This window comes from Streptomyces sp. DSM 41931, from assembly GCF_050271085.1.
Classification (GTDB): Bacteria; Actinomycetota; Actinomycetes; order Streptomycetales; family Streptomycetaceae; genus Streptomyces; species Streptomyces albogriseolus.
This window is the reverse complement of sequence record NZ_CP189902.1, coordinates 6,878,037-6,902,923: the sequence shown is the minus strand read 5'-3', so window position 1 is coordinate 6,902,923 and position 24,887 is coordinate 6,878,037. Positions and strand designations below refer to the sequence as shown.

Annotated in this window: 25 protein-coding genes; 12 read left to right on the top strand and 13 right to left on the bottom strand. The window is 73.0% G+C overall.

What is annotated here, in order from left to right; translation table 11 throughout:
- Position 1 precedes the first annotated feature (1 nt).
- On the bottom strand, positions 2-640 hold the full coding sequence (locus ACP7TJ_RS31400) for a hypothetical protein (RefSeq protein ID WP_427767058.1): 639 nt from the start codon (positions 638-640) through the stop codon (positions 2-4).
- 118 nt (positions 641-758) lie between these two features.
- Here ACP7TJ_RS31400 and ACP7TJ_RS31395 point away from each other — a divergent pair, with 118 nt between their 5' ends.
- Entirely contained in the window at positions 759-1,499 is a 741-nt protein-coding gene (locus ACP7TJ_RS31395; protein WP_189910825.1) for a class I SAM-dependent DNA methyltransferase, read from the top strand.
- Here ACP7TJ_RS31395 and ACP7TJ_RS31390 read toward each other — a convergent pair.
- Positions 1,454-1,930: a hypothetical protein gene (locus tag ACP7TJ_RS31390; protein WP_401405617.1), complete on the bottom strand. Its 477-nt coding sequence runs from the start codon at positions 1,928-1,930 to the stop codon at positions 1,454-1,456. The two genes, ACP7TJ_RS31395 and ACP7TJ_RS31390, sit on opposite strands and share 46 nt — an antisense overlap.
- A 106-nt stretch (positions 1,931-2,036) precedes the next feature.
- Here ACP7TJ_RS31390 and ACP7TJ_RS31385 point away from each other — a divergent pair, with 106 nt between their 5' ends.
- Positions 2,037-2,681, top strand: coding sequence for a maleylpyruvate isomerase family mycothiol-dependent enzyme (locus tag ACP7TJ_RS31385; protein ID WP_387582706.1), 645 nt, complete (start codon positions 2,037-2,039; stop codon positions 2,679-2,681).
- Positions 2,682-2,742: 61 nt separating this feature from the next.
- On the opposite strand, the gene ACP7TJ_RS31380 is transcribed toward ACP7TJ_RS31385, so the two are convergent.
- The 4 genes from ACP7TJ_RS31380 to ACP7TJ_RS31365 form a co-directional block, all read right to left on the bottom strand.
- Positions 2,743-4,182, bottom strand: coding sequence for a GH1 family beta-glucosidase (locus tag ACP7TJ_RS31380; RefSeq protein ID WP_367474318.1), 1,440 nt, complete (start codon positions 4,180-4,182; stop codon positions 2,743-2,745).
- 86 nt (positions 4,183-4,268) lie between these two features.
- Positions 4,269-5,195, bottom strand: coding sequence for a carbohydrate ABC transporter permease (locus ACP7TJ_RS31375; protein WP_167741639.1), 927 nt, complete (start codon positions 5,193-5,195; stop codon positions 4,269-4,271).
- A 12-nt stretch (positions 5,196-5,207) separates the two neighbouring features.
- Positions 5,208-6,203 carry a carbohydrate ABC transporter permease gene (locus ACP7TJ_RS31370; RefSeq protein WP_193457144.1) on the bottom strand — a complete coding sequence of 332 codons (996 nt, stop codon included), beginning with the start codon at positions 6,201-6,203 and terminating at the stop codon, positions 5,208-5,210.
- 87 nt (positions 6,204-6,290) lie between these two features.
- The gene (locus tag ACP7TJ_RS31365; protein ID WP_167741637.1) at positions 6,291-7,598 is read right to left on the bottom strand and encodes an ABC transporter substrate-binding protein; all 1,308 of its coding nucleotides are present in this window, start codon (positions 7,596-7,598) and stop codon (positions 6,291-6,293) included.
- A 301-nt stretch (positions 7,599-7,899) separates the two neighbouring features.
- On the opposite strand from ACP7TJ_RS31365, the gene ACP7TJ_RS31360 reads away from it, so the two are divergent.
- Positions 7,900-8,913 carry a LacI family DNA-binding transcriptional regulator gene (locus ACP7TJ_RS31360; protein ID WP_427767050.1) on the top strand — a complete coding sequence of 338 codons (1,014 nt, stop codon included), beginning with the start codon at positions 7,900-7,902 and terminating at the stop codon, positions 8,911-8,913.
- A 471-nt stretch (positions 8,914-9,384) separates the two neighbouring features.
- On the opposite strand, the gene ACP7TJ_RS31355 is transcribed toward ACP7TJ_RS31360, so the two are convergent.
- The gene (locus tag ACP7TJ_RS31355; protein ID WP_401540991.1) at positions 9,385-9,819 is read right to left on the bottom strand and encodes a cytidine deaminase; all 435 of its coding nucleotides are present in this window, start codon (positions 9,817-9,819) and stop codon (positions 9,385-9,387) included.
- 428 nt (positions 9,820-10,247) lie between these two features.
- On the opposite strand from ACP7TJ_RS31355, the gene ACP7TJ_RS31350 reads away from it, so the two are divergent.
- A complete protein-coding gene (locus tag ACP7TJ_RS31350) occupies positions 10,248-10,829 on the top strand; it encodes a DUF4328 domain-containing protein (protein WP_427767047.1) in 582 nt (193 codons plus the stop codon).
- Positions 10,830-10,908: 79 nt separating this feature from the next.
- On the opposite strand, the gene ACP7TJ_RS31345 is transcribed toward ACP7TJ_RS31350, so the two are convergent.
- The gene (locus tag ACP7TJ_RS31345; RefSeq protein ID WP_266403690.1) at positions 10,909-11,289 is read right to left on the bottom strand and encodes a transglycosylase family protein; all 381 of its coding nucleotides are present in this window, start codon (positions 11,287-11,289) and stop codon (positions 10,909-10,911) included.
- A 141-nt stretch (positions 11,290-11,430) separates the two neighbouring features.
- Between ACP7TJ_RS31345 and ACP7TJ_RS31340 the strand changes: the two genes are divergently transcribed.
- Complete coding sequence (locus ACP7TJ_RS31340) at positions 11,431-11,586, top strand: hypothetical protein (RefSeq protein ID WP_167741635.1); 156 nt, start codon at positions 11,431-11,433, stop codon at positions 11,584-11,586.
- Positions 11,587-11,683: 97 nt separating this feature from the next.
- Here ACP7TJ_RS31340 and ACP7TJ_RS31335 read toward each other — a convergent pair whose 3' ends face one another.
- From ACP7TJ_RS31335 to ACP7TJ_RS31325, 3 genes are all read right to left on the bottom strand, one after another.
- Entirely contained in the window at positions 11,684-12,133 is a 450-nt protein-coding gene (locus tag ACP7TJ_RS31335; protein ID WP_093768812.1) for an SRPBCC family protein, read from the bottom strand.
- A gap of 86 nt (positions 12,134-12,219) precedes the next feature.
- Positions 12,220-12,570 (bottom strand): DUF1330 domain-containing protein, encoded by a 351-nt coding sequence (locus ACP7TJ_RS31330; RefSeq protein ID WP_367419600.1) that lies wholly within the window; start codon positions 12,568-12,570, stop codon positions 12,220-12,222.
- 233 nt (positions 12,571-12,803) lie between these two features.
- Positions 12,804-13,697, bottom strand: coding sequence for a hypothetical protein (locus tag ACP7TJ_RS31325; RefSeq protein WP_427767042.1), 894 nt, complete (start codon positions 13,695-13,697; stop codon positions 12,804-12,806).
- On the opposite strand from ACP7TJ_RS31325, the gene ACP7TJ_RS31320 reads away from it, so the two are divergent.
- From ACP7TJ_RS31320 to ACP7TJ_RS31295, 6 genes are all read left to right on the top strand, one after another.
- Entirely contained in the window at positions 13,696-13,830 is a 135-nt protein-coding gene (locus ACP7TJ_RS31320) for a hypothetical protein (RefSeq protein WP_255303994.1), read from the top strand. The genes ACP7TJ_RS31325 and ACP7TJ_RS31320 overlap by 2 nt on opposite strands.
- Positions 13,831-13,938: 108 nt before the next feature.
- Positions 13,939-16,011 (top strand): DUF4139 domain-containing protein, encoded by a 2,073-nt coding sequence (locus tag ACP7TJ_RS31315; protein ID WP_427767039.1) that lies wholly within the window; start codon positions 13,939-13,941, stop codon positions 16,009-16,011.
- A gap of 7 nt (positions 16,012-16,018) precedes the next feature.
- Positions 16,019-17,593, top strand: coding sequence for a DUF4139 domain-containing protein (locus ACP7TJ_RS31310; protein ID WP_427767036.1), 1,575 nt, complete (start codon positions 16,019-16,021; stop codon positions 17,591-17,593).
- 181 nt (positions 17,594-17,774) lie between these two features.
- On the top strand, positions 17,775-18,695 hold the full coding sequence (locus tag ACP7TJ_RS31305) for an AurF N-oxygenase family protein (protein WP_167741631.1): 921 nt from the start codon (positions 17,775-17,777) through the stop codon (positions 18,693-18,695).
- 47 nt (positions 18,696-18,742) lie between these two features.
- Complete coding sequence (locus ACP7TJ_RS31300; protein ID WP_427767032.1) at positions 18,743-20,260, top strand: FAD-dependent oxidoreductase; 1,518 nt, start codon at positions 18,743-18,745, stop codon at positions 20,258-20,260.
- A gap of 163 nt (positions 20,261-20,423) precedes the next feature.
- Positions 20,424-21,503, top strand: coding sequence for a DUF475 domain-containing protein (locus tag ACP7TJ_RS31295; RefSeq protein ID WP_189911376.1), 1,080 nt, complete (start codon positions 20,424-20,426; stop codon positions 21,501-21,503).
- A 24-nt stretch (positions 21,504-21,527) separates the two neighbouring features.
- On the opposite strand, the gene ACP7TJ_RS31290 is transcribed toward ACP7TJ_RS31295, so the two are convergent.
- On the bottom strand, positions 21,528-22,457 hold the full coding sequence (locus ACP7TJ_RS31290) for a ketopantoate reductase family protein (protein ID WP_401541008.1): 930 nt from the start codon (positions 22,455-22,457) through the stop codon (positions 21,528-21,530).
- A gap of 273 nt (positions 22,458-22,730) precedes the next feature.
- Between ACP7TJ_RS31290 and abc-f the strand changes: the two genes are divergently transcribed.
- On the top strand, positions 22,731-24,392 hold the full coding sequence (gene abc-f / locus ACP7TJ_RS31285; protein WP_387791341.1) for a ribosomal protection-like ABC-F family protein: 1,662 nt from the start codon (positions 22,731-22,733) through the stop codon (positions 24,390-24,392).
- Between the two features lie 48 nt (positions 24,393-24,440).
- Here abc-f and ACP7TJ_RS31280 read toward each other — a convergent pair whose 3' ends face one another.
- Entirely contained in the window at positions 24,441-24,887 is a 447-nt protein-coding gene (locus ACP7TJ_RS31280) for a DUF2809 domain-containing protein (RefSeq protein ID WP_167741626.1), read from the bottom strand.

Sequence of the window (24,887 nt, the reverse complement as noted above, 5' to 3'; positions counted from 1 at the left end):
GCTATGCCCGTTCGGGACGCAGCAGGACCTCACTGCCGATCGGTGTGAACCCGCAGGCGAGGAAGGCGCGGAGGGAGCGGGCGTTGCCGGGGGAGACGGCGGCGAAGACCGGGGCGCCCTCCGCGACCAGGGACAGGGCGTCGGCGATGAGCGACCGCCCGTGTCCTCGGCCGCCGTCCCGGACGTCGCGGAGATCGATGCTCAGCTCCCGCCGTCCGGCGAGCCCGTCGGCGAGGGTGACGAGGCCGCGCTCGTCGCCGTGGACCTCGACGTTCGTCCGCACGTCCCGGGCATGGCGTACGCGCGGATGGTCGTCCGCGCCGGCCGACTCCGCCAGGCGCGGCGGGCCGCCCGTGCCGCGGGCCGTGAGGGTCACGTCGATGACGTCGATCCAGCCCTTGGGGCCGGCCAGGTGGCGCAGGAAGTCCGGCGCGAGCGACGCACCGAAGCCGTCCGGTTCCCGGGCGTGTACGTCCTGGCCGCTCAGGGCGGTGGCGACGACGGCGTGGCCGGTGAAGGCGACCGAGCACTCGAGCCCTCCGGCCAGGGGCGGCAGCACGGTCACCTTGCCGTCGACCGGCGGGAAGCGACCGTCGGCGGCTTCCAGGAGGTACGTCAGGAGCGGATGCGGTGCGCCCACGGCTGCCCGCCCTTCTGTCTAGGGAGTTGGGCCGGGGCCATTATCGGGTGGGGCGAGCGCGCCCACCGCCGGATAAATGGGTCGACAGCGCCTCGTGGTGGGGGCACAGTGGCCGATCGTGACGAGTAGTGAGATGTGGGGCCGCGACGCCGCCGAGCGCTATGACGCCGAGGAGACCGAGATGACCTCGGCCCCCGTCCTCGGAGCGACCGTCGGCTTCCTCGCCGAGCTCGCCGGGGACGGCCGGGCGCTGGAGTTCGCCATCGGGACCGGGCGCGTGGGGGTGCCGCTGCGGGAACGCGGTGTGCCGGTGACGGGCATCGAGCTGTCCGAGCACATGGCGGCGGTGTTGCGCCGCAAGGTCGACGAGGACACGCTGCCGGTGGTCATCGGCGACATGGCGACCACCGTCGTGCCGGGTGAGTTCGCCCTGGTGTACCTCGTCTACAACACGGTCTCGAACCTGCTCACGCAGGACGAGCAGGTCGAGTGCTTCCGCAACGCCGCGCGTCATCTGCGGCCCGGGGGCCGCTTCGTCGTCGAACTGGGCGTGCCGCCGCTGCGGTTCCTGCCGCCCGGGCAGGTCGCGGTGCCGTTCGACGTGTCCGAGCGGCATCTGGGGTTCGACACCATCGACCCCGTCGAGCAGATCCTCGTCTCGCACCACTTCACCCGCGACGGCGAGGACGGCCGCTACCGCCGCGGCGCCTCCCGCCACCGCTACGCCTGGCCGGCGGAACTCGACCTCATGGCCCGCATCGCCGGCCTGGAACGGGAACGCCGCGTCGCGGACTGGGACGGCGCACCGTTCACTCAGGACTCCCCGAAGCACATCTCCGTGTGGCGGAAGTCCGCCTGAAGGACGACCGCCGTCCCGGCCACCGTGCGGGTCTCGTGCATGGTGATCACCTGGCCAGGTTCCAGGTGACGCCAGCTCCGAGGCGTCAACGGGGCCAGCCGCACCGTTGCCCGGCCGCCAGGTTCCAAGGCGGGAGCGTCCTCCACCCAGATGCAGGCGATGTTGTGCTCCGGTTCGCCGGCCGGTGTGCTGTTGCCGATGTTCCACATCGGGCGCAGGACCCCGGCGCCGTCCGCCGGTGACCGGCGGCCGCCGTCGGACGGCGCGCGCAGGGTGAGGTCGGCGCGGATGACACCGTTGCGGGTCTCCCCCTCCCGCCAGTGGCACCACGCCGCGCTTCGCTCCAGCCGCAGCTCCTCCGCCGCGGCTGCGGTCGCGGTCGCCTCGGGAACCAGAAGAGAGGCCGACTTCAGCAGCGCCACGACGTCCATGCCCCGCAGTCTGCCGCGTTCCCGGCGATGAGTTCCGTGCGGGGCGGGAGTCATCCGCCGCAGACACACGCGCCTCAGCCGCCCCGCAGACAGGAGCCCCTCCCCCATGACGACTCTTCCCGACCCCACGGTGTGGTCCATGATCCGTGCCGAGCGGGCCGCGCTCGCCGACGATCTCGCGGGGCTGAGTCCCGGCCAGTGGGCCACGCCCTCGCTCTGCGACGGGCTCACCGTGCGTGAGGTGCTCGCGCATCTCACCGCGGGGGCGAGTCTCAGCACCGTCAGGTGGCTCGCGGGCGTCGTCCGGTGCCGGTTCGACTTCGACAAGCAGGTCGCCATGCGCCTGGCCGAGCAGCTCGGTTCAGGGCCGGACGGCACCCTCGCCCGCTTCAGGAACACCGTGTCGAGCACCACCAAGCCTCCGCTGCCCGCCCTCGCCATGCTCGGCGAGACCGTCGTGCACGGGGAGGACATCCGGCGGCCGCTCGGCATACGGCGGGAGTACCCGGTGGAGACCGTGACCGCCGTGGCCGGGTACTACCGGGGCACGGACCTCGTGGTCGTCGCGAAGGGGCGGATCGGCGGGCTGCGGCTCGTCGCGGGCGACGGGCCGTTCGCCACCGGGGACGGGCCCCTGGTGTCGGGGCGGACCATCGACCTCGTCATGGCGATGACCGGGCGCGCGGCCTGCTGCGACGAGCTCGACGGCGACGGTGTCGGGACCCTCCGAAGCCGCTCCGGCAGGAGATGAGACCCGCGAGCCCGACTCCCTGTCCCCCCACGGGCAGGGAGTCGGACTCGCGGAGCTGGGGTCAGGCCGCGGGAAGGACGCCCGTGCGGGCGATCTCCGCGTACCAGCGCGCACTGGCCTTCGGGATGCGCCTGCCCGTCGGGTAGTCGACGTACACCGCGCCGAACCGCTTGCTGTAGCCGTGCGCCCACTCGAAGTTGTCGAGCAGGGACCACAGGAAGTAGCCGCGGACGTCGGAGCCGTCGAGGATGGCGCGGTGGACGGCGGCCAGGTGGTCGCGGACGTAGGCGATGCGGGCGGGGTCGTTGACGTTGCCGGACGGGTCGGCGTAGTCGTCGAAGGCGGCGCCGTTCTCGGTGATGACCAGCGGCAGCTTCGGGAAGTCGTGCGACAGCCGGCGCAGCAGGTCGTACAGGCCGGTGGCGTCGACGGCCCAGCCCATGGCGGTGCGCTCACCGGGCGGCTGGTGGAAGGCGACCTTGTCGGCGGCCGGCCAGGGGCTGTGCGGGCTGTTGCCGTGGCCGTCGGAGGTGTGGGTGCCGCTGCCGTCGGTCTCGGAGACGACCGTGGGCGTGTAGTAGTTGACACCGAGGAAGTCGAGCGGCTGGTTGATCTGCTCCAGGTCGCCGTCCTTCACGAAGGACCAGTCGGTCAGGCCGGCGGTGTCCTTGAGAAGGTCCTCCGGGTAGGCGCCCTCCAGCATCGGGCCGGTGAAGACGCGGTTGGCCAGTGCGTCGATGCGGCGGACCGCGTCCGCGTCGCCCTCGGTGGCGGTGAGCGGGCGGACGTGGTGGATGTTGAGGGTGACCGAGCACTGGGCGGCGGCCGGAAGGCGGTCGCGCAGGGCCTGGACGGCCAGTCCGTGACCGAGGTTGAGGTGGTGGGCGGCGCGCAGGGCGGCGACCGGGTCGGTGCGTCCGGGGGCGTGCACGCCGGAGCCGTAGCCGAGGAAGGCGCTGCACCAGGGCTCGTTGAGCGTGGTCCACGTCTTCACACGGTCGCCGAGGGCGTCCGCGGCGAGGGCGGCGTACTCGGCGAAGCGTTCGGCGGTGGCGCGCTCGGGCCAGCCGCCGGCGTCCTCCAGCTCCTGGGGCAGGTCCCAGTGGTAGAGGGTGGCGACGGGCTGGATGCCCTTCTCCAGCAGCTCGTCGGTCAGACGGCGGTAGAAGTCGAGGCCCTTCTGGACGGCGGGGCCGCGTCCGGTGGGCTGGATGCGGGGCCAGGCGAGGGAGAACCGGTAGGCGCCGAGGCCCAGTTCGGTCATGAGGGCGACGTCCTCGCGCCAGCGGTGGTAGTGGTCGGTGGCGATGTCACCGGTGTCGCCGTTGCGGACCCGGCCCGGGGTGCGGGCGTAGGTGTCCCAGATGGACGGGGTGCGTCCGTCCTCGGCGGCGGCGCCCTCGATCTGGTAGGAGGCGGTGGCCGAACCCCAGAGGAAGCCCTTGGGGAAGGTGCGGGCGGCGTCCGGGGCGGACGCGGTCTGCTGTGCTGCGGTGACCACGTAAGTCCTTTCGGGGTGATGGGCGTCGCCCGCGGGGTGCGCGGGCCGGCCCGGTGGGGGTGTCGGTTCGGGGCTGCGGAGGGCGGTCAGCCCTTGACGGCGCCGGCCATGATGCCGCTGACGATCTGACGGCCGAAGACGAGGAACATCGCCAGCAGCGGCAGGGTGCCGAGCAGCGCGCCGGCCATGATGAGCGACTGGTCGCGCACGTAGCCCGCGCTGAGCTGGGTGAGGGCGACGGGGACGGTCGGGTTGGTCATGTCGAGCACCACGAACGGCCAGAAGAAGTCGTTCCAGGCGTGCACGAACGTGATCATGAACAGGACGGCCATGGCGGGCCGCGCCACGGGCAGCACGATGCTCCAGAAGATGCGCAGCGAGTGCGCCCCGTCGACCCGTCCGGCCTCGACGAGTTCGTCGGGCAGCGCCTCGGAGAGGTACTGCCGCATGAAGAACACACCGACGGCGCTGACCAGGGTGGGGAAGATGACGGCGGGCAACTGCTGCGACCAGCCGAGTTCCGACATCATCATGAACAGCGGGACGACGCCGAGCTGCGGCGGCACCATCATGGTGCCGATCACCAGCATGAGCAGGATGTTGCGGCCCTTGAAGCGCAGTTTGGCGAAGGCGAACCCGGCGAGCGTCGCGAAGAACACGGTGGACAGGGCGATCACCCCAGCCACGATCGTGCTGTTGATCATGGCCTTGCCCATGGCCGCCTCGTCCCAGGCGCGGGCGAGGTTGCTGAACAGGTTGGGTCCTGGCAGGAACGGCGGCGGGGTCTGGCTGACCCGGGTGTTGTCGGTGGACGCGGCCACCATCGTCCAGTACAGCGGGAAGATGGACAGGATCGCCATGATGGCGAGCAGGACGTAGGCGAGCGGTCCCGCGTGGTGGGTGCGCCCGGCGCGTTCGCGCAGCAGACGGCGTCCGCCGCCGCGGCGGGCCGGCTTTCCGGTTTCGGTCCGGTCCGGGGCGTCCGTCCGGGCCGGGAGGCTGTGGATGGTCATGGCGTCTCCAGGTCAGGACGTACGGGAGCGCAGGCGCTTGATCAGTCGGTGCGCCAGGAAGGCGAGGACCAGCAGCATGAACATCGCCCAGGCGACGGTCGCCGAGCGGCCCATCTGGTAGTTCTTCCAGCCCTCCTCGTACAGCAGCAGACCGAGCGTCTGGTACTGGTTGTCCGCGCCGCCGGTGACGCCGTTGGGGCCCTGGCCGAAGATCAGCGGCTCACCGAACAGCTGGGTGGCGCCGATCGTGGAGAGCACGATGGTGAAGACGATGGTGGAGCGGATGCCGGGCACGGTGACGTGTGTGAACTGCTGCCAGCGGGAGGCGCCGTCCAGGGAGGCGGCCTCGTAGCGGTCGGCGGGGATGGCCTGCATCGCGGCCAGGTAGAGCAGGGCGTTGTAGCCGGTCCAGCGCCAGATGACGATCGTGGAGATCGCGACCTGGGACGGCCACTTCTCGGCCTCCCAGTTCACCGGGTCGATGCCGACGGAGCCGAGCGCCCAGTTGATCATGCCGAAGTCACGCTCGAAGATCATGGTGAAGACGAGCGCGGCGGCGGCCACCGAGGTGGCGTACGGGACCAGCGAGGCCACGCGGAAGAACAGCGAGGCGCGCATGCGGTAGTTGAGCAGGTGCGCCAGGCCGAGGGCCATCGCCAGCTGCGGCACCGTGGAGATGATGCCGATGGTGATGGTGTTCTGCGTGGCGTTCCAGAACCGCGAATCACCCCACAGGTCGACGTAGTTGTCGAACGCCACCCACTCCATGACGTCGAGCGTGGCCAGTTCCACGTCGTGCAGGGAGATCCACGAGGTGTAGACGAGCGGGTAGAAGCTGAACGCGGCGAAGACCACGAAGAACGGGGCGACGAACGCGTACGGCGCGCCTTTGACGTCGAGGCGGTGCAGCCAGGCGCCGCGCCGCCGTGAGGTCTCCTTGCCGTCCCCGGCGCGGGACGGGCCCGGCGGCTCCTCGCCGGCCAGGGCCTTGGTGGTGGAGGTGGCCACCGGACTTCCTTCCTGAGAGCGGATGGGGAGCCGTCCCGGGCCCGCGCCCGAAGGCGGGCGGGCCCGGGACGGCCGCTGGAACTGCGGTCAGCGGACCGCCTTCTCGATGCGCTCCGAGGTGGTCTTCCAGGCCTCGTCACGCGGCGTCCCCTGCTCGACCAGGGCCAGGCCCTGGGAGAAGGTGTCCTTGATCGTGCCGTCCTTGCGGCCGAGGACCTGCTTGTCCGGGATGTCCTGGGCCGCGGCGCCGAAGATCTCACCGAGGGGCGCGCCGCTGAAGTAGTCGTTCTTCACGGCCTTCACGGACGGGTCCTCGAGGGCCTTCTGCGAGGACGGGATGTTGCCGAGGTCCTTGAAGATGCGGGCCTGCTGCTCGGGCGCGGTCAGCCACGCGACGAGCTTCTGCGCCTCCTCCTTCACCGGGCTCTCCTCGATCACGCCCAGGAAGGAACCGCCCCAGTTGGCGCCCTTCGGGGCGCGGGCGACGTCCCACTTGCCCTTGTTGGCGGGACCGGCCTTCTCGCTGATGTGGCTCAGCATCCAGGCCGGGCACACGGCGGTCGCGAACGTGCCGTTGGACAGACCGGGGTCCCAGCCGGGCTGGAACTGGCGGAGCTTGGCGGTCAGGTCCTCCTCCGCCGCGTCCGACGCCAGCGCCCAGGCCTCCTTGACGGCCGGGTTCTTGTCGTAGATCAGCTCGCCCTGCTCGTTGTAGTACTGCTCGGGGTAGCCGTAGACCATGGCGTTGAACAGGCCGCTGGCCGAGTCGGTGTAGGCGACGTCACCGCCCTTGAAGTCCTTCTTGAAGGTGCGGCCGACCTCGACGTACTTCTTCCAGTCGCCTTCCCACAGCTTGCCGACCTCTTCGCGGTCGGTGGGCAGGCCCGCCTTCTCGAAGTAGTCCTTGCGGTAACAGACGGCCATCGGGCCGATGTCGGTGCCGAGTCCCAGCACCTTGCCGTCCTTGGTGGTGATCTGCGACTGCTTCCAGGGCAGGAAGTGGTCGGTGCCCGCCACGCCCGCGAAGTCGGCGAACATGTCCGCCCGGGTCTCGGTGATCTCCTTGGCCCGGCCGATCTCGATGCCCTGGATGTCCTTCAGGCCCTTGCCGGCGGCGAGCTTGGTCTGCAGCGCGGTGTAGTAGGTCTGCTCGTCACCGGCTATCTCGGCCTTGATCGTGACGCCGGGGTTCTGCTTCTCGTACTCCTCCAGCAGGCCGGTCTCCTTGATCCCCATGACGCCGAACAGGCCCATGGTGATGGTGACCTTGTCGCCGTCCTTGCTGCCACCGGTGACCGAGTCGCTGTCGCCGCTGCAGCCGACGACGAGCGAGAGCGCGCCGACGGCCGCGGCTGTCGCCACCGCCCTTCTGCGCAACGAACCGAGAGTGCCCATGGATCTCCTCCTAGCGACGGCGCTGACACATCGGAGTGACGAGTTCTGCGATGACTACAGCGGCTCTTGATCGAGGTGGGAACGTGCCCAACTCTGGGTGGGCACGTTCCCACCGCTGGACGAAGACTTGTAGCAGCGGCGCAATCTGTCAATAACTTGAAAGCAACTTCTGCGTGCGGGAGGGTGCCTCCGTTCGCCTCCCGGACCCCGGTGGTGCTCCGCCGACGTCGGCGTCTGCAAGAATTGCCGCAGGTCACCTCCGCGGCAGAGAACGCCGCCGCGGCCGCTGAGGGGGGAGTGCATGACGGGCAACCGCCGTCCCACGATCAAAACCGTCGCCGCCCGCGCCGGCGTGGGTCGCACCACGGTCTCCCGGGTCGTCAACGGCTCCGACCTGGTCAGCGCCGACGCGCGGGCCCGGGTCCTGGCGGCGATCAAAGAACTGAACTACGTCCCCAACTCGGTCGCCCGCGGGCTGGTCACCAACCGCACCAACGCCGTGGCCCTGGTGATCCCGGAGTCGGAGAGCCGGCTCGGCTCGGAGCCGTTCTTCGCCGCGCTGATCCGCGGTGTGAGCGGCGCGCTCGCCGAGAGCGGCACCCAGCTGCAGCTGATGCTGGTGCGTGACCAGGCCGAACGCGACCAGCTCACCGAGTCGGTGGCCACCCGCCGGGTGGACGGCGTGCTGCTGGTCTCCGTGCACGCCGAGGACCGGCTGCCCGGCATCCTGGAAGAGATGGGCCTGCCCACCGTGCTCGCCGGCCGCCGCGACGCGGGCGAGCAGCTGAGCTACGTCAACTCCGACAACGCCGGCGGCGCCACCGAGGCCGTACGGCATCTGCTGGGCCGCGGGCGCAGGCGGATCGCGACGATCACCGGCCCGCAGGACATGGACGTGGGCCGCGCCCGCCTCGCGGGGTGGCGCGCCGCGCACCAGGAGGCGGGCGTCCCGGCGGACGAACTACTGTTGGAGGCAGGGGACTTCTCCGAGGACAGCGGTGGCCGTGCCATGCGTTTGCTTCTTGAACGCGCGCCGGATCTGGACGCCGTGTTCGCCGCGTCCGACCTCATGGCGGTCGGTGCGCTGGCCGAATTGCGCCGGCAGAAGCGCCGGGTGCCGGAGGACGTCGCCGTGGTCGGCTTCGAGGACTCGGTGCTCGCCCGGCACACCAACCCGCCGCTGACGACGGTGCGCCAGCCGGTGGAGGAACTGGGCCGCACGATGGCCCGCATCCTCACCGACATCACCCTGAACGACGGGCCCAGGCAGCAGGTCACCCTGCCCACGGAGCTGGTCGTCCGCGAGTCGTCGTAGGGGCACGCGAGGGTACGGGGCCGCCTGCTGCCGCTGCTGCTCGCTCACGACCGCCGGCGCACTCGGCGCGGCCGGCCTGCTCGCCGACGGGAACACCGTCCCGGCGGCCGTGGCCCTGTCGGTGTGCGTGGCGTTCGCGGCGGCGAACTCACCGCTGGTCTTCCCGCCCTCCCCCGGCGCGGAGGAGGCCCGGCGCCGGAGCGCCGCGGACGGGCGTCCGGTGATCCACCGGCGGCCGGGATGCCGCTAATGCGGGCGGTCGCGCCTCACGCTGGGCGGGGACGCGCGGCGGGCGCACTCGGCCGGCATCCGGCGCGAGCCGGCCGCCGCGGCGTCGGTACGGGCGGTCGCGGACGGGAACGAGACGGCGCCGACGGTCGTCCTGCCGGACGGGCAGGCGCGCGTCGGTCCCGAGCCGGAGCGGGTGCGCGAACTCCTGTGTGCGGCGGGATCGTTCCGCATACCGCGTCTTCACCCCGGCGGCATCGGCTCGGACTGCGACGGCGTGCCGAGCTGGTGGTCGGCCCAGACGTAGGTGTGCGGGAGGAGGCCGGTGACGGGAAGGGCGCGGAGGCCGGCGGGGGTGGCGACGATGACCTTGAGCGCGGGGAAATAGTCAAGGAGGACCTGGCGGCAGCGACCGCACGGAGGGACGACTCCGCGGTCGCGGTCGCCCACGGCGACGATCGTCTCCAGGTCGTGGGCGCCCTGGGCTGCGGCGGCGCCGACGACGACCAGTTCGGCGCACGGGCCGCCGGTGAAGTGGTAGGCGTTCACGCCGGTGACGATCCGGCCGTCCGTGGTGCGGGCCGCAGCGGCCATGGTGTGGTTGTCGCCCCGGCAGCGGGTGCGGGCGACCTCGGTCGCGGCCGCCACGAGTTCCTCGTCCACGTCCTGCGTGTGCATGGCCTGGCGTACCTTCCGTAACGGTTGTGGTCCTGCGGTCAGGAGGACCGTGGTGCGTGACGCCCGTGGGGCGCAAGCCGATTTCCGCGGTCAGGTGCGGCCGGGGACCGGCAAGCCACCCTTGGCGGCGCATAGTCATGGACGCGCCTTGTCGGAGATGAGGTAGGGTCCGGAAGCCGATCACTCGTTTGTGATCATCTCGCGGCGTTTCTGGGGAGAGTCCGCCGCATGTCCACCGCATTTCTCAGGGGGGGTCCTCATGGCTCATCCGTCCATGCCCGCGCACCTGGTGCCCAGGCCCGTTCCGGTGCTGCGCTCACCGCTGGGTCTCGCGCACGCCGTGACCGCGCTGCTGGCCGTCGTGATCGTCGCCGACGTGCTGCACTTCGGTGCGGCGGCGTACATGATGTCGGTGATGGGGGGACGTGGTGTCCGGCGGCCCCGGCGACGTCGACATGGCCGCGGTCGACCGCGCGGACACGGCGATCGCCTCGACCAGCGTGCTGTACCTGCTCGGCCTGCTCGGCACGGCGACGCTGTTCATCATCTGGTTCCACCGGGTGCGTCACAACGCGGAGGTCTTCGCGCCCGACACACAGCGCCGCACGCCGGGCTGGGCGATCGGCGGCTGGTTCATCCCGTTCGGCAACCTGTGGATCCCGCGCGGCATCGCCCAGGACGTCCTGCGCGCGAGCCAGCCGGACCCCTACGCGTCCGAGGTGCGGCACCGGGGGCTGCTCAACGCCTGGTGGGGCGTGTGGATCGCGTCGAACATCTTCGACCGGTTCACCACGGCACAGTACGACAGCGCGGACGACCCGCAGGCGGTCCACGACGCCGCGGGGTGGCTGATGACGGGGTCGGTCCTCGACATCGTCGCCGCGGTGCTGGCCCTGCTGCTCGTCCGCAGACTGACGGCGGCTCAGAACGACAAGGCGATGGCGGGGCGGCATCCGCTCCAGCCCGCGCCGCAGCATCCGGCGGCAGGCGGCCCGGTTCCGGGCGTGTGACGGCCGGTGCCGGACGTCCCGTGACGGCCGGTGCCGGGCTTCCGGCGCGCCCCGCACTTCCGGCGCGCGCCGCGCGGACCTAGCGCCCCGCGTGGGCGCACGCCCACGCGGACATGCCCTGGATCCGGGCCAGACGTTCGGCCACGGCGATCTGCTCCTTGCGCGTGGCGAGGTCGGCCCGCGGCGCGTACTTCAGTCCGCCGGCCGCGACCCAGCTCGACTGCGAGAACTGGAGCCCGCCGTAGTGGCCGTTGCCGGTGTTGGCCTTCCAGTTGCCGCTCGACTCGCACCGGGCGATGGCGTCCCAGTCGGTTCCGGGGCGGGCCGTGGGCGAGGCTGCCGCCTCGGTCGTGGTGGTGCCGAGGGCGGTCGCGGCGGTCAGGACCATCAGAGCAGCCCGGACACGCATTCCGGAGGCACGGCGCTCGGTGACCTGAGGGGCGGTATGTCTCGATGTCATAGGCCCACTGTTATGCCACCCGGAACCGTGACGGCATGCCGGCCGCCGAGTCGCTACGCCGGCCGGGGGACGCGGTGTCCGCCACTGGTGGGCGCGTCATGGTCCAGCCTGCTTGTCATCCCGTGACCGGAAGGTGAGTTCGTGCGTGCGACACAGGGCGGCATGGCAGGGGCGGACGGCGCGGAGGCTCCGCCCGGACGGACGCGCTGGGGCGTGGTGACGGCGATCCTGGGACTTCCGGCGCTGGCGGTGTGCGCCTTTCTGCTGATGACGGCGGTCTGGGTGGTGGTCTCCTGATCCCTGTGCGCAGTCCGCGCAGGCCGAGCGGCTCCGCGCAGACCCGCCGGGCGCGTCAGCCGGAGGGGCCGCCGGCTCGGCGGGCCGCGCGGGTGAGTCAGGCCGAGGCCTCGACCGCCTCCTTGATACGGCGGCCGAAGGCGGGGGCGTCCCTGCGGGCCGCGCCCGCCGCGAGCGGGAGCAGCATCTTGCCCACGCCGTGCCCTTCGAGCACGTTGAACAGGCGCACCCTGGTGCCGCCGCCGGGTGTGGGTTCGAGGTCGTAACCGCCCTCCTCGGCGGTGATGGAGTTGTGCGACACCTCGTGCCAGCGCACACGGGTGGGCGCGGTCAACTCGTGGATCTCGAAGTCCCGTTGGGAGCGCATCCCGGCGTCCTTCACCGTGCTGTGGAACACCGTGCCCACATGGGTGTCGCCGTCGGGGCTCTTCTCCATCGACAGGACGCGAGGGCTGAACTCGGGGTCGTTCCGCCCGTCGGCGAGGTAGGCGAAGACGTCGTCGATGGGCCGGTCGACGTCCACGACGACCTCGAACTGTGTACTCATGGTCTCTCTCCCGGATACTCCGGGGCGACGCCCCGGGCGAAGGGGACATCTCCACCGTAACCGGATGCATCCGGGCTGCCCAGCGGTCAGTCGCCGGCGCCGAGTTCTTCGCGCAGGGCCGCCGCCGTGACGGCGGGGTCGTAACCGTCGGGGACGCCGTCGATCAGGATGATGTCGCCGTCGATGTGCCGGGAGCGCAGCGGCGCGATCTCCCGGTACGCGGGCGAGTCCCACCAGTCCCGTGCCTCGGTGATCCCGGGGAAGGCGATCATCACCACGTGTCCCGGCCAGGAGCCCTCCTTCACCTCATGACGCGTGGCGTGCACCAGGAAGCGGCCGCCGAACGGTGCCAGCGTGGCGGGGATCCGCTCCATGTACTCCGCGATGTCGGGGTGCGGTGCGGCCGGCCGCAGATGGGCGATGGCGTACGCGGTCATGGTGTCCTCCCGGATGTGTCCGTCTCGTACGCGGTGATCGTGGCATCGGGCCGGGGTCGGGGTCGATGACCTCGGAGGTAAGGGAACGGGGTACTCCGCACGGCCGGGGCGGGACGGCCGGTCGGCGGTGTCCGTCACCCGTTCGAGCGCACTGGACGGACGGGCGGCACGGCAGCCGGACCACGCGACGGGCGGCCTGCCGGGGTGCATAGGACAGTGGGGACCATGAATCGTCACCGTCGCCCGCCCCGGCGCGCCCCGTGGATCGCCGGCGGCGCCGCCGTGCTGGTCCTGGGCGGCGTCGGCGTGTGGGTGTGGGTGGCACAGGACGACGGCACGCCGAGCCCCAGGCCGTCCGCCTCGAACGACCTGACGCTGCCGACGCTGGGCCCGCTGCCGACGCCGACCACCGAGACGTCACCGCCGGGCCCGACTCCCACGGGCGGGACGGGGGCTCCCGTGCCGACGGCGTCCCGTCCCGGCGGCGCGGCCGAACCGAGCGGCGGTCCGGCGACCCGGCCCTCGCCGCCCGGGCAGGGGCGGACGCAGCCGCCGGGTGTGCCGGACCAGGGCGCCGGGACCGGACCGGCCGTGCCGGACGGCGGGGCGAGCACCGGGCCTCCGCGGGTGGCGGGCACGTCCGGGGTCGCGCCGTCCGGCCGGGCTCCAGGGCTCGTGCCCCCGCCGCCCGCCTCGACGGGTGGGACGGGCACGGGTACGGGCGCGCCGGAGGGTCCCAGGACGCCGGGGCGGTCCGCGGCACCCGAAGCCCCGCTCCGGTCGGCCGCCCCCGAGCCGGCGGGACGGTCCACGCACCCGGGGGCGACCCGGACCACGGCGACGTCCCCCGGACCACGCATCCCTCCGCCGCCCGGGACCGGGACGCGGACCCCCACCGTCCACCCGTCGGTCTCCCCCGCACCGCAGCAGCCCACCAAGGCGGCCACACCCGAGCCCGCACCGACGACGGCGGCGACCACCAAGCCGACCACGAAGCCGACCGCCAAGCCGAGCGCGAAGCCCACCCACGCCACCGAGCCGAAGCCCTCGGCCACCCCGCAGCCGACCGGCGGCCCCACCACCGCCTGGTACACCTCCTCCGCCGCCACGGACGCCGCCCGACGCATGTCCGCCGCCGGCACGGTCGGCGACCCCGCCTGCACCATGGCGGCCGTGGGCCGGCCCGACCCGGCCCTGGTGCCGCGCGAGAGCCGGATCGGGATCGGGCATCACGGCACGTACTGGTGCCTCGTGTGGTGATCCGTACCGGACCGTCACCGCGTAGGCTGCCCTCGGCACGAACACGGCTGCGCGGGGGAGCACATGACGGCTGGGACGGCACCGAGGTGGGATTCGGCACTCGAATCGGTGACGGTGTACGCGCAGGGCGCGCTGTGCCGCCGCGTCGCCCGGGGCACGGTCCCGGCGGACGGACGGGTGCGGGTGACCGGACTGCCGCGCTCGCTCGACCCCCACTCGCTGCGCGCCCGCGTCCTCGGTGCGCCGGGTGTGCGTGTCACCGAGGCGCGGGCGGAGATCGACGCGGAGCCCGTGGACGCGGACGCCGTCGACGAGGCGCGGCGTGAGGTGGACCGGCTGGCCGAGGCGTACGGCGTCGCCGCGGCCCGGCGGGACCGGCAGGTGAAGCGGATCGAGGAGGTCGGCGCGCTGCGCCCGGTGCCGCCCGGCCGTAAGCGGGACGACCCGCACCGCCGCACTCCGGTGGACGCCTGGCTGGAGCTGGCCGGCTTCGTCGACGAGCGCCTGACCGTGCTGCACGACAGGCTCCGCGAACTGGAGGACGAACTCCGGCGCCTGGAGCACGAGATGGATGTGGCGCACGACCGGCTGGCCCGCGCGAGCACCGACGCGCCGGCGTCCGGGGTCGCCTCCTCGTACACGGCGGTGCTGACCCTGCGCGGCGCGGCCGGGGCGGAGGCGGAGGCCGAGATCGAGTACGGGGTGCCCGGCGCCGTCTGGGTGCCGACGTACCGCCTCACGCACCGTCAGGGTGAGGACAGCGGACGGCTGGTGCTGCGCGCCTCGGTCGCCCAGCGGTCCGGGGAGGACTGGACGGGTGTGCGGATCGCCTTCGCCACGGCCGATCTGCGGCGCCGTACCGATCTGCCACGGCTGAGGTCGGTGCGGATCGGCCGCAGCCAGCCCGCGCCGGCCCCGTCCGGCTGGCGGGAGCCCCCGGCGGGGCTGACCGGCCTGTTCGCCGGGTACGACGCGGCGGGTCCTCGGCCGGAACCCGCGGTTTCCGCGAGGACGGGGGCGGGCGGGTGGGTCGCGGGCGGTCCCGGCGGGGACACCCCGGTCACGGTCGGCGCCGCCCACGGCGCTCCGCCCCCTCCCCCGCCCCCGCCGGCGCCCTCCGCGCTGCCCGCGCCCGGCGGCGTCGCGTACGGCGCGCCTCCCCAGGGGTTCGGCGGTCCGGCCGCGCCGGGCTCCGTTCCCGGCCCGGACCGGTCGCGGCCCCGGATCCCTCCCGGTTCCGGTCCCCGCGCGGCCGCCGCACCCCGTGCGGGCGGAGGGGTCCACGCGGCGGCGCCGGAGACCACGGGCGCCGCCCCGTTCGCACCACCCCCGTCCGTCCCGGGTCCGCCCCGGCCGGACGAGGCCGAACTCGACTACGCGAGTCTCGTGTTGAGCGGTCCGGACGAGCCGCGGGACCGCCGGGGCCGGCTCTTCCCCGGCGCGGGCTTCGACCCGGTGACCGCCGAGTACCGTCGGCGCGCCGAGAAGCCCGCCGCGCTGCCGCTGCCCGGGCACGCCGTGCGGCCCCGCGAGTCGGCGGGCTCGTTCGACCACCGTTACGACGCCGCGGCGCCCGCCGGCATCCCCTCGGACGGCACCTGGCACACCGTCACCGTCGGCGAGATCGCGGTGGGGCTGCGCACCGAGTACGTCTGCGTGCCGGCGGTGGAGCAGACCGTGTACGCGACGCTGGTGCTGTCCAACGCGACCGGTCAGGCGCTGCCGGCCGGCCCGGTCGAGGTGAGCGTCGACGGGGAGTACCAGCTCACCGCCGCCCTGCCCACCCTCGCGCCGGGCGGTGTGCGCCGCCTCGGACTGGGGCCGGCGGAGGCCATCGGCGTCACCCGGCGGACACACCTCACCGAGTCGACGGCGGGCCTGCGCAACAACGTCACCGTGCTCGACCACCGCGTCCACGTGGAGCTGGCCAACCGGCTCCCGGCGGCGGTCCGTGTGGAGGTGCGCGAGCGGGTGCCGGTCACCTCGGAGGCGGACGTACGGATCGAGGAACGGGCCGGCTGGGCCGAGCCCGAGGACACCGCGGACCGGGAGCGGCACGCCCCGGGCACCCGGATCTGGCGGGTCGACCTGCCGGCCGGCGGCACCGTCGCCCTCGACGGCGGCTACGAGATCAGGATCCCGGCTGGCAAGGCCCTGACCGGCGGCAACCGCAGGAGCTGACACACTCATGTCCACGTCACCGTCATCGGAGCCGGTCGCCCCGGTCCCCCTCCCCGTCACCGCCGTCACCTGCACCGAGGACCGCGCCCACGTCGAACGCACCGCGACGCTCGAACTGCGGCCCGGGACGCAGCAGGTGCGACTCGGTCCGGTCGCCGCGCCGGCCGTCGACCGGACCCTGCACGCCGAGCTGACCGCCGGTTTCCCGGCGACCGTGCTCGACGTGCGGATCGTGCGCGCGTGGACGCCGCGCGGGCCCGGCCCCGCCGACGACGACTCGCCGCTGCGCCGCCGCGTGACCTCGCTGGAGGAGGAGCGGCTGGTGCTGGAGCAGCGCCGGGAGCGGCTGGCGGCGCGCGGGGACACGCTGGGCCGGCTCGCCGCCGATCTGCTGCGGGAGATCGGTGAGGGCGCCGGGTTCGGCGAGGCCGAACCGGACCGCTGGGCCCGGGAGCTGGACCGCGTCGACGGGGAGCGTGAGCACCAGGCCGAGCGGCTGGGCGAGGTGGCGGCGCGGCTGGAGGCCCTGTCCGGCGAGCTGCGCGAGGCCGAGCAGGCCCTCGCCGACGCCGAGACGGAGCCCGCCGAGCTGGTCGGGCATGTCGAGCTGACCGTGGAGGCCTCGGGCGAGGGAACGGCGGAGCTGCGGCTGAGCCACCTCACGCCGTGCGCGCTGTGGCGGCCAGCATACCGGGCCACGCTGGACGGGGACGCGCTCACCCTGGAGACGGAGGCGGTGGTCTGGCAGCGCACCGGCGAGGACTGGTCCGGCGTACGGCTGACGCTGTCCACGGCGCGTTCCTCGGCGGCCACGGAGCCGCCGGTGCTCGGCGAGGACCGGCTGACGCTTCGCGACCGCTCCCCCGAGGAGCGCCGCACCGTCCATGTGGACCTGCGGGAGGAGGAGATCGCGGACCTGGGTCCCGCTCCCGTGCTCGGGCTGCCGGGGGTGGACGACGGCGGCGAGGTCCGCGTGCTGCACGCCCCCGGCCCGGTCTCCGTGCCGGCCGACGGGCGCGCCCACCGGGTGCCGGTGTCGTCCTTCACCACGGCCGCGCGCAGTGAGTACGCCTGCGCGCCTGAGCTGTCGCCGCTGGTCACGCAGGTGGTGCGGGGCGACAACCGGTCCGGGCACGCGCTGCTGGCGGGGCCGGTGGACCTGATCCGCGGCAGCGGGTTCGTCGGGCGCGGCACGCTGGAGTTCACCGCCCCGGGGGCCGTGGTCGAGCTGGCCTTCGGCAGCCGGGACGACCACCGGGTCGTACGGGAGACGGAGGAGACCCGTGACACCGCGGGTCTGACCCAGCGGACCGTGCTCACCCGGACCGTCCGGCTGCATCTGTCGCGGTTCTCCGCGCCGGACGAGCGGGACGACCGGGTGGTCGTCGTCCGGGAGCGCGTCCCGGTGTCCGAGGTCTCGGCGGTGGAGGTGCGTCTGCGGGAGGACGCGTGCTCCCCCGCGCCGGACTCGGTGGACGCGGACGGCATCGCCCGCTGGGACGTGAAGCTCCCCCCGGGCGGCCACCGCACGCTCACCCTCGTCCACGAGGTGTCGGCGAGCAGCAAGGTCACCGGCCTCTGAGCCGCCGCACAGCACGTCACGCCCCGCCCCGGCCCGCACGGTGAACACGCCGTGCGGGCCTTCACATGAGCTTGACGGGCACAGGGGTGGGAACGCAGAAGGTCTTGCTATACAGTTCGTCAGCAAGCGGGCCGGTTACCCGTGGTAATGGCGTACGGACTCGACTCGAGGAGGCCCCGGCATGGCCCTGACCACCTCCCGGGCACAGCACCCGGATCAGCCGTCGGACGACGACGTCGACGTGGCCCGTCGGCTGCTCGACTCGTCCGCGCAGCTCTCCTACGACCCGCTCACCGAGGTCGACTGGGACACCCCGCTGGACAAGGACTTCCACGGCGCCAGCCCGGAGTGGAGCACCCTCTACGGCACCGCGTACTGGGAGGAGATGAGCGACGCGCAGCGCAAGGAGCTGACACGGCAGGAGGCGGCGTCGGTCGCCTGCACCGGCATCTGGTTCGAGATGATCCTCCAGCAGATGATCCTGCGGGACATCTACTCCAAGGACCCCACGGACGAGACGTTCCAGTGGGCGCTGACCGAGATCGCCGACGAGTGCCGGCACTCGATCATGTTCGCCCGCGGCGCGAAGAAGCTCGGCGCCCCCGCCTACCGCCCGCACCGGGTCGCGGTCGAGCTGGGCCGGCTGTTCAAGACCACCGCCTTCGGCGAGGCCGCCTACGCGGCGATCCTGGTCGCCGAGGAGGTCCTCGACGTCATGCAGCGCGACTGGATGCGCGACGAACGGGTCGTCCCGTTCGTCCGCACCATCAACAACATCCATGTCGTCGAGGAGTCGCGGCACATGATGTTCGCGCGCGAGGAGACGCGGAAGCACCTCGCCCGTGCGGGGCGCGTACGCCGCCGCATCCACGCGGTGATGATCGCGATCGCCGCGTACGTCATCGTCACCAGCATGGTGAACCGCGAGGTGTACGCGAACGCCGGGCTGGACGGGAAGCGCGCGCTGCGCGAGGCCCGCGCCAACGAGCACCACAAGTCCATGGTGCGGGCGAGCTGTTCGGGCCTGATGGAGTTCCTGTCCTCCGTCGGACTGCTCACCCGGCCCGCGCTCTTCTTCTACCGGCGCGCCCACCTCATCTGACCACGTACAGCCTGCCCCACCCCGGGCCCTCAGCGGAGCGGACGACCATGGCCTTCGCGATCACCCAGACCTGCTGCAGCGACGCCACCTGTGTGTCCGTCTGCCCGGTCAACTGCATCCATCCGACGCCGGAGGAACGCGCCTTCGGCAGCACGGAGATGCTGCACATCGACCCGAAGAGCTGCATCGACTGCGGCGCCTGCGCGGACGCCTGCCCCGTGGACGCCGTCCTCCCGGTCGAGCGGCTGACCGGCGGGCAGCGGGAGTACGCCCGCATCAACGCGGCCTACTACGAGACCGAGGAGCACCGGCCCGAACAGCCCGTCCGCGGGCCGGTGTTCCACGACTGGGGCGCGCCGTCGTTCGACCGGGTGCTGCCGCCGGACTTCGGACCGCTCAGGGTCGCGGTCGTGGGCACAGGACCGGCCGGGATGTACGCGGCGCGGGACCTGCTGCTGCACACCCCTGCCGAGGTGACGCTGATCGACCGGCTGCCGGTCGCCGGCGGTCTGGTCCGGTACGGGGTCGCGCCCGACCACCCGTCCACGAAGAAGGCCGGCGAGAGCTTCGCCCGCTTCCTCACCCATCCGCGGGTCCGGCTCTGTCTGGGCCTGGAGGTGGGCGGAGGCGTCACGGCGGACGAACTCGCCGCCCACCACGACGCGGTGATCTACGCCGTCGGCGCGCAGGAGGCCCGGCGGCTCGGCGTGCCGGGCGAGGACCGGCCGGGCAGCGCCGCCGCGACCGAGTTCGTCGCCTGGTGCAACGGGCACCCCGACGTCGCCCCGGACGCCTTCGACCTGTCGGCGGACCGGGTCGTCGTGGTGGGCAACGGCAATGTCGCGCTGGACGCCGCGCGCCTGCTGGTGTCCGACCCGTCGGCGCTCCGAGGGACGCCGATCGCCGCCCACGCGCTGGCGGAGCTGCGGCGCGGCAAGGTGCGCGAGGTGGTGGTGCTGGGGCGGCGCGGCCCGGAGCACGCGGCGTACACACGCACGGAGTTGCTCGCCCTGAAGCATCTGCCCGGTGTGAACCTGATCGTCGACGATCACGACCCGGCCGTGGGCTCGGCGATCGACGAGGCGGCGGCGCGGGACAAGGCGGCGGCGCTGAAGGACGTACGGCGGGAGGCCGTCGACTGGTCCCTGCCGCCGACGGCGGACGGCCCGCGCCGCATCGTGTTCCGCTTCCTGTCCGCGCCCGCCGAGGTGTGCGGGGAGGAATCGGTCCGCGCGGTACGGGTCACCGGCACGGCGGGCGAGGTGGAGATCCCGGCCGGCCTGGCCCTCAGGGCGGTGGGCCATCGCGGGACGCCGCCGGCCGGGCTCCCGTTCGACGAGTCCACGGGCACGGTGCCCCACGACCGGGGAAGGGTGACCGGCCGCCCGGGCGCCTACGTCGTCGGCTGGATCAAGCGCGGCGCCTCCGGCGGCATCGGCGCCAACCGCGTCTGCGCGACGGAGACGGTCGGCTCCCTGCTCGACGACGCGGTCGCGGGCCGGCTGCCCACGCCGACGGGCAGCGCACGGGCGTTCCGCCGGCTGGCACGGCGGAGGGGGCGCTGACGGCAGGGCCGTGCTCCCCGAGGTGGGATGCGGCTTCGGGCGTGTGACGGCGTACCGGTGATCGGTGGATGTGCGGGGTCCGCGCGTTACGGAAGGTGGGGGAAGGGGCACTGGAGCCGAATCCGTCGTCCGATCGGGGGCGGGGGTGAAGGGAGAGTGCCGGGTGCTGTGGAAGACCTTCCGGTGGGCGTTCGCCGTGACGGCCGTCGGGCTGGTGGGCGGGGTGCTGTACGACGGGTGGACGGCGCTCGGCATCGTCGCCATCCTCGCCGTGCTGGAGATCTCGCTGTCCTTCGACAACGCGGTCATCAACGCGGGCATCCTGAAGAAGCTGAACGCCTTCTGGCAGCGGATCTTCCTCACCGTCGGCATCCTCATCGCCGTGTTCGGCATGCGGCTGCTGTTCCCGGTGGTCATCGTGTCCGTCAGCGCGCGGCTGGCCCCGCACGAAGCCGTGCGTCTGGCGCTCACGGACAAGGAGCGCTATCAGGAGCTGGTCACCGACGCGCATCCGTCGATCGCGGCGTTCGGCGGCATGTTCCTGCTGATGATCTTCCTCGACTTCATCCTGGAGGAACGGGAGACCAAGTGGCTCGGCCGGGTGGAGCGGCCCCTGGCGCGGCTCGGCCGGATCGACATGCTGTCGGTGTGCGTGGCCCTCGTCGTGCTCCTGGTGACCGCGATGACGTTCGCCACCCAGGCCCACCAGCACGGCGGGCACCACGCCGACAAGGCGCAGACCGTGCTGGTCTCGGGGGTCGCGGGACTCGTCACCTATCTGGTGGTGCACGGACTGTCCGGCTTCTTCGAGGCCAGGCTGGCCGGCGGCGAGGGCGGCGAGGAAGGCGGCGAGGCCACGAGCGGTCGCCCGGGCCTCGCGCTGGCCGGCCGTGCCGCCTTCTTCACCTTCCTCTACCTCGAGGTGCTGGACGCGTCCTTCTCCTTCGACGGGGTGATCGGCGCGTTCGCCGTCACCAACGACATCGTGCTGATGGCGCTGGGTCTCGGCATCGGCGCCATGTACGTCCGGTCGCTCACCGTGTACCTGGTGCGCCAGGGCACCCTGGACGACTACGTGTACCTGGAGCACGGCGCGCACTACGCGATCGGCGCCCTCGCGGCCGTCCTGCTCGTCAGCATCCGCTACGCGGTGAACGACGTCGTGACCGGGCTGATCGGGGTCACCCTCATCGGCGCGGCCTTCTGGTCGTCCGTCCGCCTCAACCGCGCCACGGCAGGCTGACCGGCTGACCGGGGAGCCCGTCGGTCAGGCGCCGGCCGGGGCGCCGTCGACGTACGGGGACAGGATGTCGGCGACCGTGCGGTTGCGGGGCGCGGGGACGCCGAGTTCGGCGGCGAGGTCGGCCACTCCCCCGCTGAGCCACGGCAGTTCGAGACGGTGGCCGTGTTCCAGGTCGTTGTGCATGGACGACGTCATGTCCGCGGGGAGGGTGTCGCAGAAGGCGAGCTGCCGCTCGGCGAAGTCCTCGGCCAGCGCGACGCCCGACGCGCGGGCGACGGCGACGGCCTCCGCCATGACGTCCCGCAGCAGCACCCGCGTCCGCTCGTGGGAGCGGACGACGCCGATGGGCCGGCGGGCCGCCGTGGTGGTGGCCGAGAGTCCGACGAGGAAGACGTACTTCTCCCAGATCACCCGGTCGACGTCCTCGCTGACCTCGGCGTCGACGCCCGCCGCGGCGCACGCCTGGAGGAGCTGACGCGCGACCGGTTCCTGCTCAGGGTGACGGGCGCCGAAGACCATGCGCTGAAGGGTGCCGTTGTGCCGGACGACGCCCGGTTCCTCGATGAAGGCGGAGATGAAGCACGCACCCCCGAGCAGGGACCCGGCGGGCAGATGGCGGGCGAGGACGGTGTCCTTGTGCACGCCGTTCTGCAGCGACAGCACGGGCGTGCCAGCCAGCTTCGAGGCGGCCAGCCGACGGGCGACGTCCTCGGTGTCCCACAGTTTCACGGCGACGACGACCAGGTCCGCGCCGTCCACGTCCCCGACGCTCTCCACCACCGAGCCGGGTGAGGTGCGGACATCCCCCAGCGGACTGCGCACCAGAAGCCCCGAGCGCCGTACGGCCTCCAGGTGGCGTCCACGGGCCACGAAGGTGACCTCGTGGCCCGCCGCGGCGAGCCTCGCCCCGAAGTAACCCCCGACCCCACCCGCTCCGACGATCGCGATCCGCATGGCCACCCGCTCCCTTGACAACCGTTCCGGAGATCACTGTCGCCGCAGGGGAGCTGCGCCGCAAGCATCGTCGGTGGTCGCGCGGGACCTGATCGAGCTTGTGTCCGACGCGTCGCGCGGAGGAACGCCCCTCAGGGCCGGACAGAATTTGAGACGAGACGGATCGTCTTGCTAGGGTGGAGGTATGCGCCACTACTTCTTTCTCTGAGTCCGGGCGCGGCCGACGCCGCAGTCCTCGCCCTCCGTCACCTCTCTCACCTCAGGGAAAGTCCCATGCGCGCACGCGCCCACACCCTCGCGCCCGCCCTCGCGGCACAGCTGTCCGTCAAGGACGTCACCAAGAGCTACGGCCCCCGCACCATCCTCGACCAGGTCTCCTTCACCGTCCGCCCCGGTGAGCGTGCTGCCGTCATCGGGGAGAACGGCGCCGGAAAGTCCACGCTGCTGCGGCTCCTCTCCGGAACCGAGACACCCGACGACGGCGAGATCACCGTCGTCTTCCCCGGCGGCTCCGGCCACCTCACCCAGACCCCCGTGCTGGAGCCCGACCGCACCGTGCAGGACGCGGTCGACCACGCGCTCGCCCCGCTGCGCGCGCTGGAGCGCCGGCTGCGTGCGGCGGAGGAGCGCCTCGGTGAGGCGTCCGAGGCCGAACTCGCCGCCTACGGCGATCTGTTGACCGCGTACGAGGAGCGCGACGGGTACCGGGCCGACGCGCGGGTGGACGCGGCGATGCACGGGCTGGGGCTGGCCGGCGTCACCCGCGACCGGCCGCTCGGCTCGCTGTCCGGCGGCGAGCAGTCCCGGCTGGCGCTCGCCTGCGTCCTGGCCGCGGATCCCGAGCTGCTGCTGCTGGACGAGCCGACGAACCATCTCGACGCGTCCGCGGTGCACTGGCTGGAGGAACGGCTGCGCGCGCACCGCGGCACGGTCGTGGCCGTCACCCACGACCGGCAGTTCATCGAGCGGATCGCCACGACCATCCTGGAGGTCGACCGGGACACCCGCTCGGTGCGCCGGTACGGCGACGGCTGGGCCGGCTACCGGGCGGCGAAGGCGGCCGCACGGCGCCGCGCCGAACAGGCGCACGCGGACTGGCTCGAAGAGGTCGCCCGCACCGAGGAGTTGCTGGAGTCGGCGGGCAGACGGCTGTCCACCACCGGCGGTGACCCGCGGCAGGGATTCGGCAAACACCGCCGCTCGCACGAGGCGAAACTGGGCGGCCAGGTGCGGGCGGTGCGCGAACGGCTGGCCCGGCTGCGGCGCACGCCCGTGCCCGCGCCGCCCGAGCCGCTGCGGTTCACGGCGGCCCCGGCGGTGGCCGTCGGCGAACGGTCTTCCGCCGGGCCCGTGCCCGTGTCCCCGCTGGTCGAACTGGAGGACGTCGGCGTCGGTGAACGGCTGCGGCTGGAGGGACGATTGACCGTCGAGCCCGGGCAACGGCTGCTGGTCACCGGGGAGAACGGGGCGGGCAAGTCGACCCTGCTGCGGCTCCTCGCCGGGGACCTGGAGCCGGACACGGGGGCGATGCGCCGCCCTGCCACGGTCGGTCATCTGCCGCAGGAACTGCCCGTCCGCATGGGGCGGCTTCCACTGCTCGCCGCGTTCGCCGCGCGGCGGCCGGGGCCGGTCGAGGAGCACCGTGACACCCTGCTCTCGCTGGGACTGTTCCGCGAGGAGGACCTGACGGTGCCGGTCGCGGCGCTGTCGGCGGGGCAGCAACGGCGACTGCAGATCGCCCGGCTGGTGACCCGGCCGGCGGACCTGCTGGTGCTCGACGAACCGACCAACCATGTGGCGCTCGACCTCGTCGAGGACCTGGAGGCGGCGCTCGCCGCCTACCCGGGTGCGGTGGTGGCCGTGTCCCACGACCGCGGCTTCCGGGCGCGCTTCCCCGGTGAGCGGCTCCGCCTGCGCGACGGCCGCCGGGTCTGAGGCGTTCCGCGTCCGGCACCCGTGGTCACGAGTGCCGGACGGACGGCCTCACACCGCGTGTCGACGGCGGGTGACCCCGCGGAGGACGAGCCAGCCGGCGCACGCGCCGACCGCGTACCAGAACAGGTCCGGTGCGTTGAAGGTGGAGCCGAGGACCAGACGGGCGGCGGTGCTGCGCGCGGTCAGGTCGGCGGGCAGTCCGGTGAGCTGGAGCAGCTCCACCGCCCAGCTCACGGCGAGCGCGAGCCCCGCCGCCCGCGCGGGGGTGGTACGCGGGGCCAGAAGGACGACGAGGGTGAGGATCAGCAGGGTGTACAGCGCGTCCCCGCCGTACTTCGCGACACCGCCCGTCGCCACCGCCCGCAGGCCCAGTCCCGCACCGACCGTCACCAGCGCCGCGGCCGCCGCCGCGAGCCGTGTCCGTCCCGTGGTGTCCGGTGCGGACGGGTCGCTCCCGCCTGCGGGGCGAGCCGACCGGACAGCTCTGTCGCTCAT

What these genes read in the sequence shown, in the direction of transcription:
- abc-f (WP_387791341.1), top strand. Translation starts at nt 22,731, where the DNA reads ATGCGCGCACGCGCCCACACCCTCGCGCCCGCCCTCGCGGCACAGCTG.
- ACP7TJ_RS31310 (WP_427767036.1), top strand. Translation starts at nt 16,019, where the DNA reads ATGTCCACGTCACCGTCATCGGAGCCGGTCGCCCCGGTCCCCCTCCCC.
- ACP7TJ_RS31280 (WP_167741626.1), bottom strand. Translation starts at nt 24,887, where the DNA reads ATGAGCGACAGAGCTGTCCGGTCGGCTCGCCCCGCAGGCGGGAGCGAC.
- ACP7TJ_RS31320 (WP_255303994.1), top strand. Translation starts at nt 13,696, where the DNA reads ATGTCCGCCGCCGGCACGGTCGGCGACCCCGCCTGCACCATGGCGGCC.
- ACP7TJ_RS31300 (WP_427767032.1), top strand. Translation starts at nt 18,743, where the DNA reads ATGGCCTTCGCGATCACCCAGACCTGCTGCAGCGACGCCACCTGTGTG.
- ACP7TJ_RS31325 (WP_427767042.1), bottom strand. Translation starts at nt 13,697, where the DNA reads ATGCGTCGGGCGGCGTCCGTGGCGGCGGAGGAGGTGTACCAGGCGGTG.
- ACP7TJ_RS31360 (WP_427767050.1), top strand. Translation starts at nt 7,900, where the DNA reads ATGACGGGCAACCGCCGTCCCACGATCAAAACCGTCGCCGCCCGCGCC.
- ACP7TJ_RS31390 (WP_401405617.1), bottom strand. Translation starts at nt 1,930, where the DNA reads ATGGACGTCGTGGCGCTGCTGAAGTCGGCCTCTCTTCTGGTTCCCGAG.
- ACP7TJ_RS31330 (WP_367419600.1), bottom strand. Translation starts at nt 12,570, where the DNA reads ATGACCGCGTACGCCATCGCCCATCTGCGGCCGGCCGCACCGCACCCC.
- ACP7TJ_RS31365 (WP_167741637.1), bottom strand. Translation starts at nt 7,598, where the DNA reads ATGGGCACTCTCGGTTCGTTGCGCAGAAGGGCGGTGGCGACAGCCGCG.
- ACP7TJ_RS31355 (WP_401540991.1), bottom strand. Translation starts at nt 9,819, where the DNA reads ATGCACACGCAGGACGTGGACGAGGAACTCGTGGCGGCCGCGACCGAG.
- ACP7TJ_RS31305 (WP_167741631.1), top strand. Translation starts at nt 17,775, where the DNA reads ATGGCCCTGACCACCTCCCGGGCACAGCACCCGGATCAGCCGTCGGAC.
- ACP7TJ_RS31290 (WP_401541008.1), bottom strand. Translation starts at nt 22,457, where the DNA reads ATGCGGATCGCGATCGTCGGAGCGGGTGGGGTCGGGGGTTACTTCGGG.
- ACP7TJ_RS31335 (WP_093768812.1), bottom strand. Translation starts at nt 12,133, where the DNA reads ATGAGTACACAGTTCGAGGTCGTCGTGGACGTCGACCGGCCCATCGAC.
- ACP7TJ_RS31345 (WP_266403690.1), bottom strand. Translation starts at nt 11,289, where the DNA reads ATGACATCGAGACATACCGCCCCTCAGGTCACCGAGCGCCGTGCCTCC.
- ACP7TJ_RS31375 (WP_167741639.1), bottom strand. Translation starts at nt 5,195, where the DNA reads ATGACCATCCACAGCCTCCCGGCCCGGACGGACGCCCCGGACCGGACC.
- ACP7TJ_RS31385 (WP_387582706.1), top strand. Translation starts at nt 2,037, where the DNA reads ATGACGACTCTTCCCGACCCCACGGTGTGGTCCATGATCCGTGCCGAG.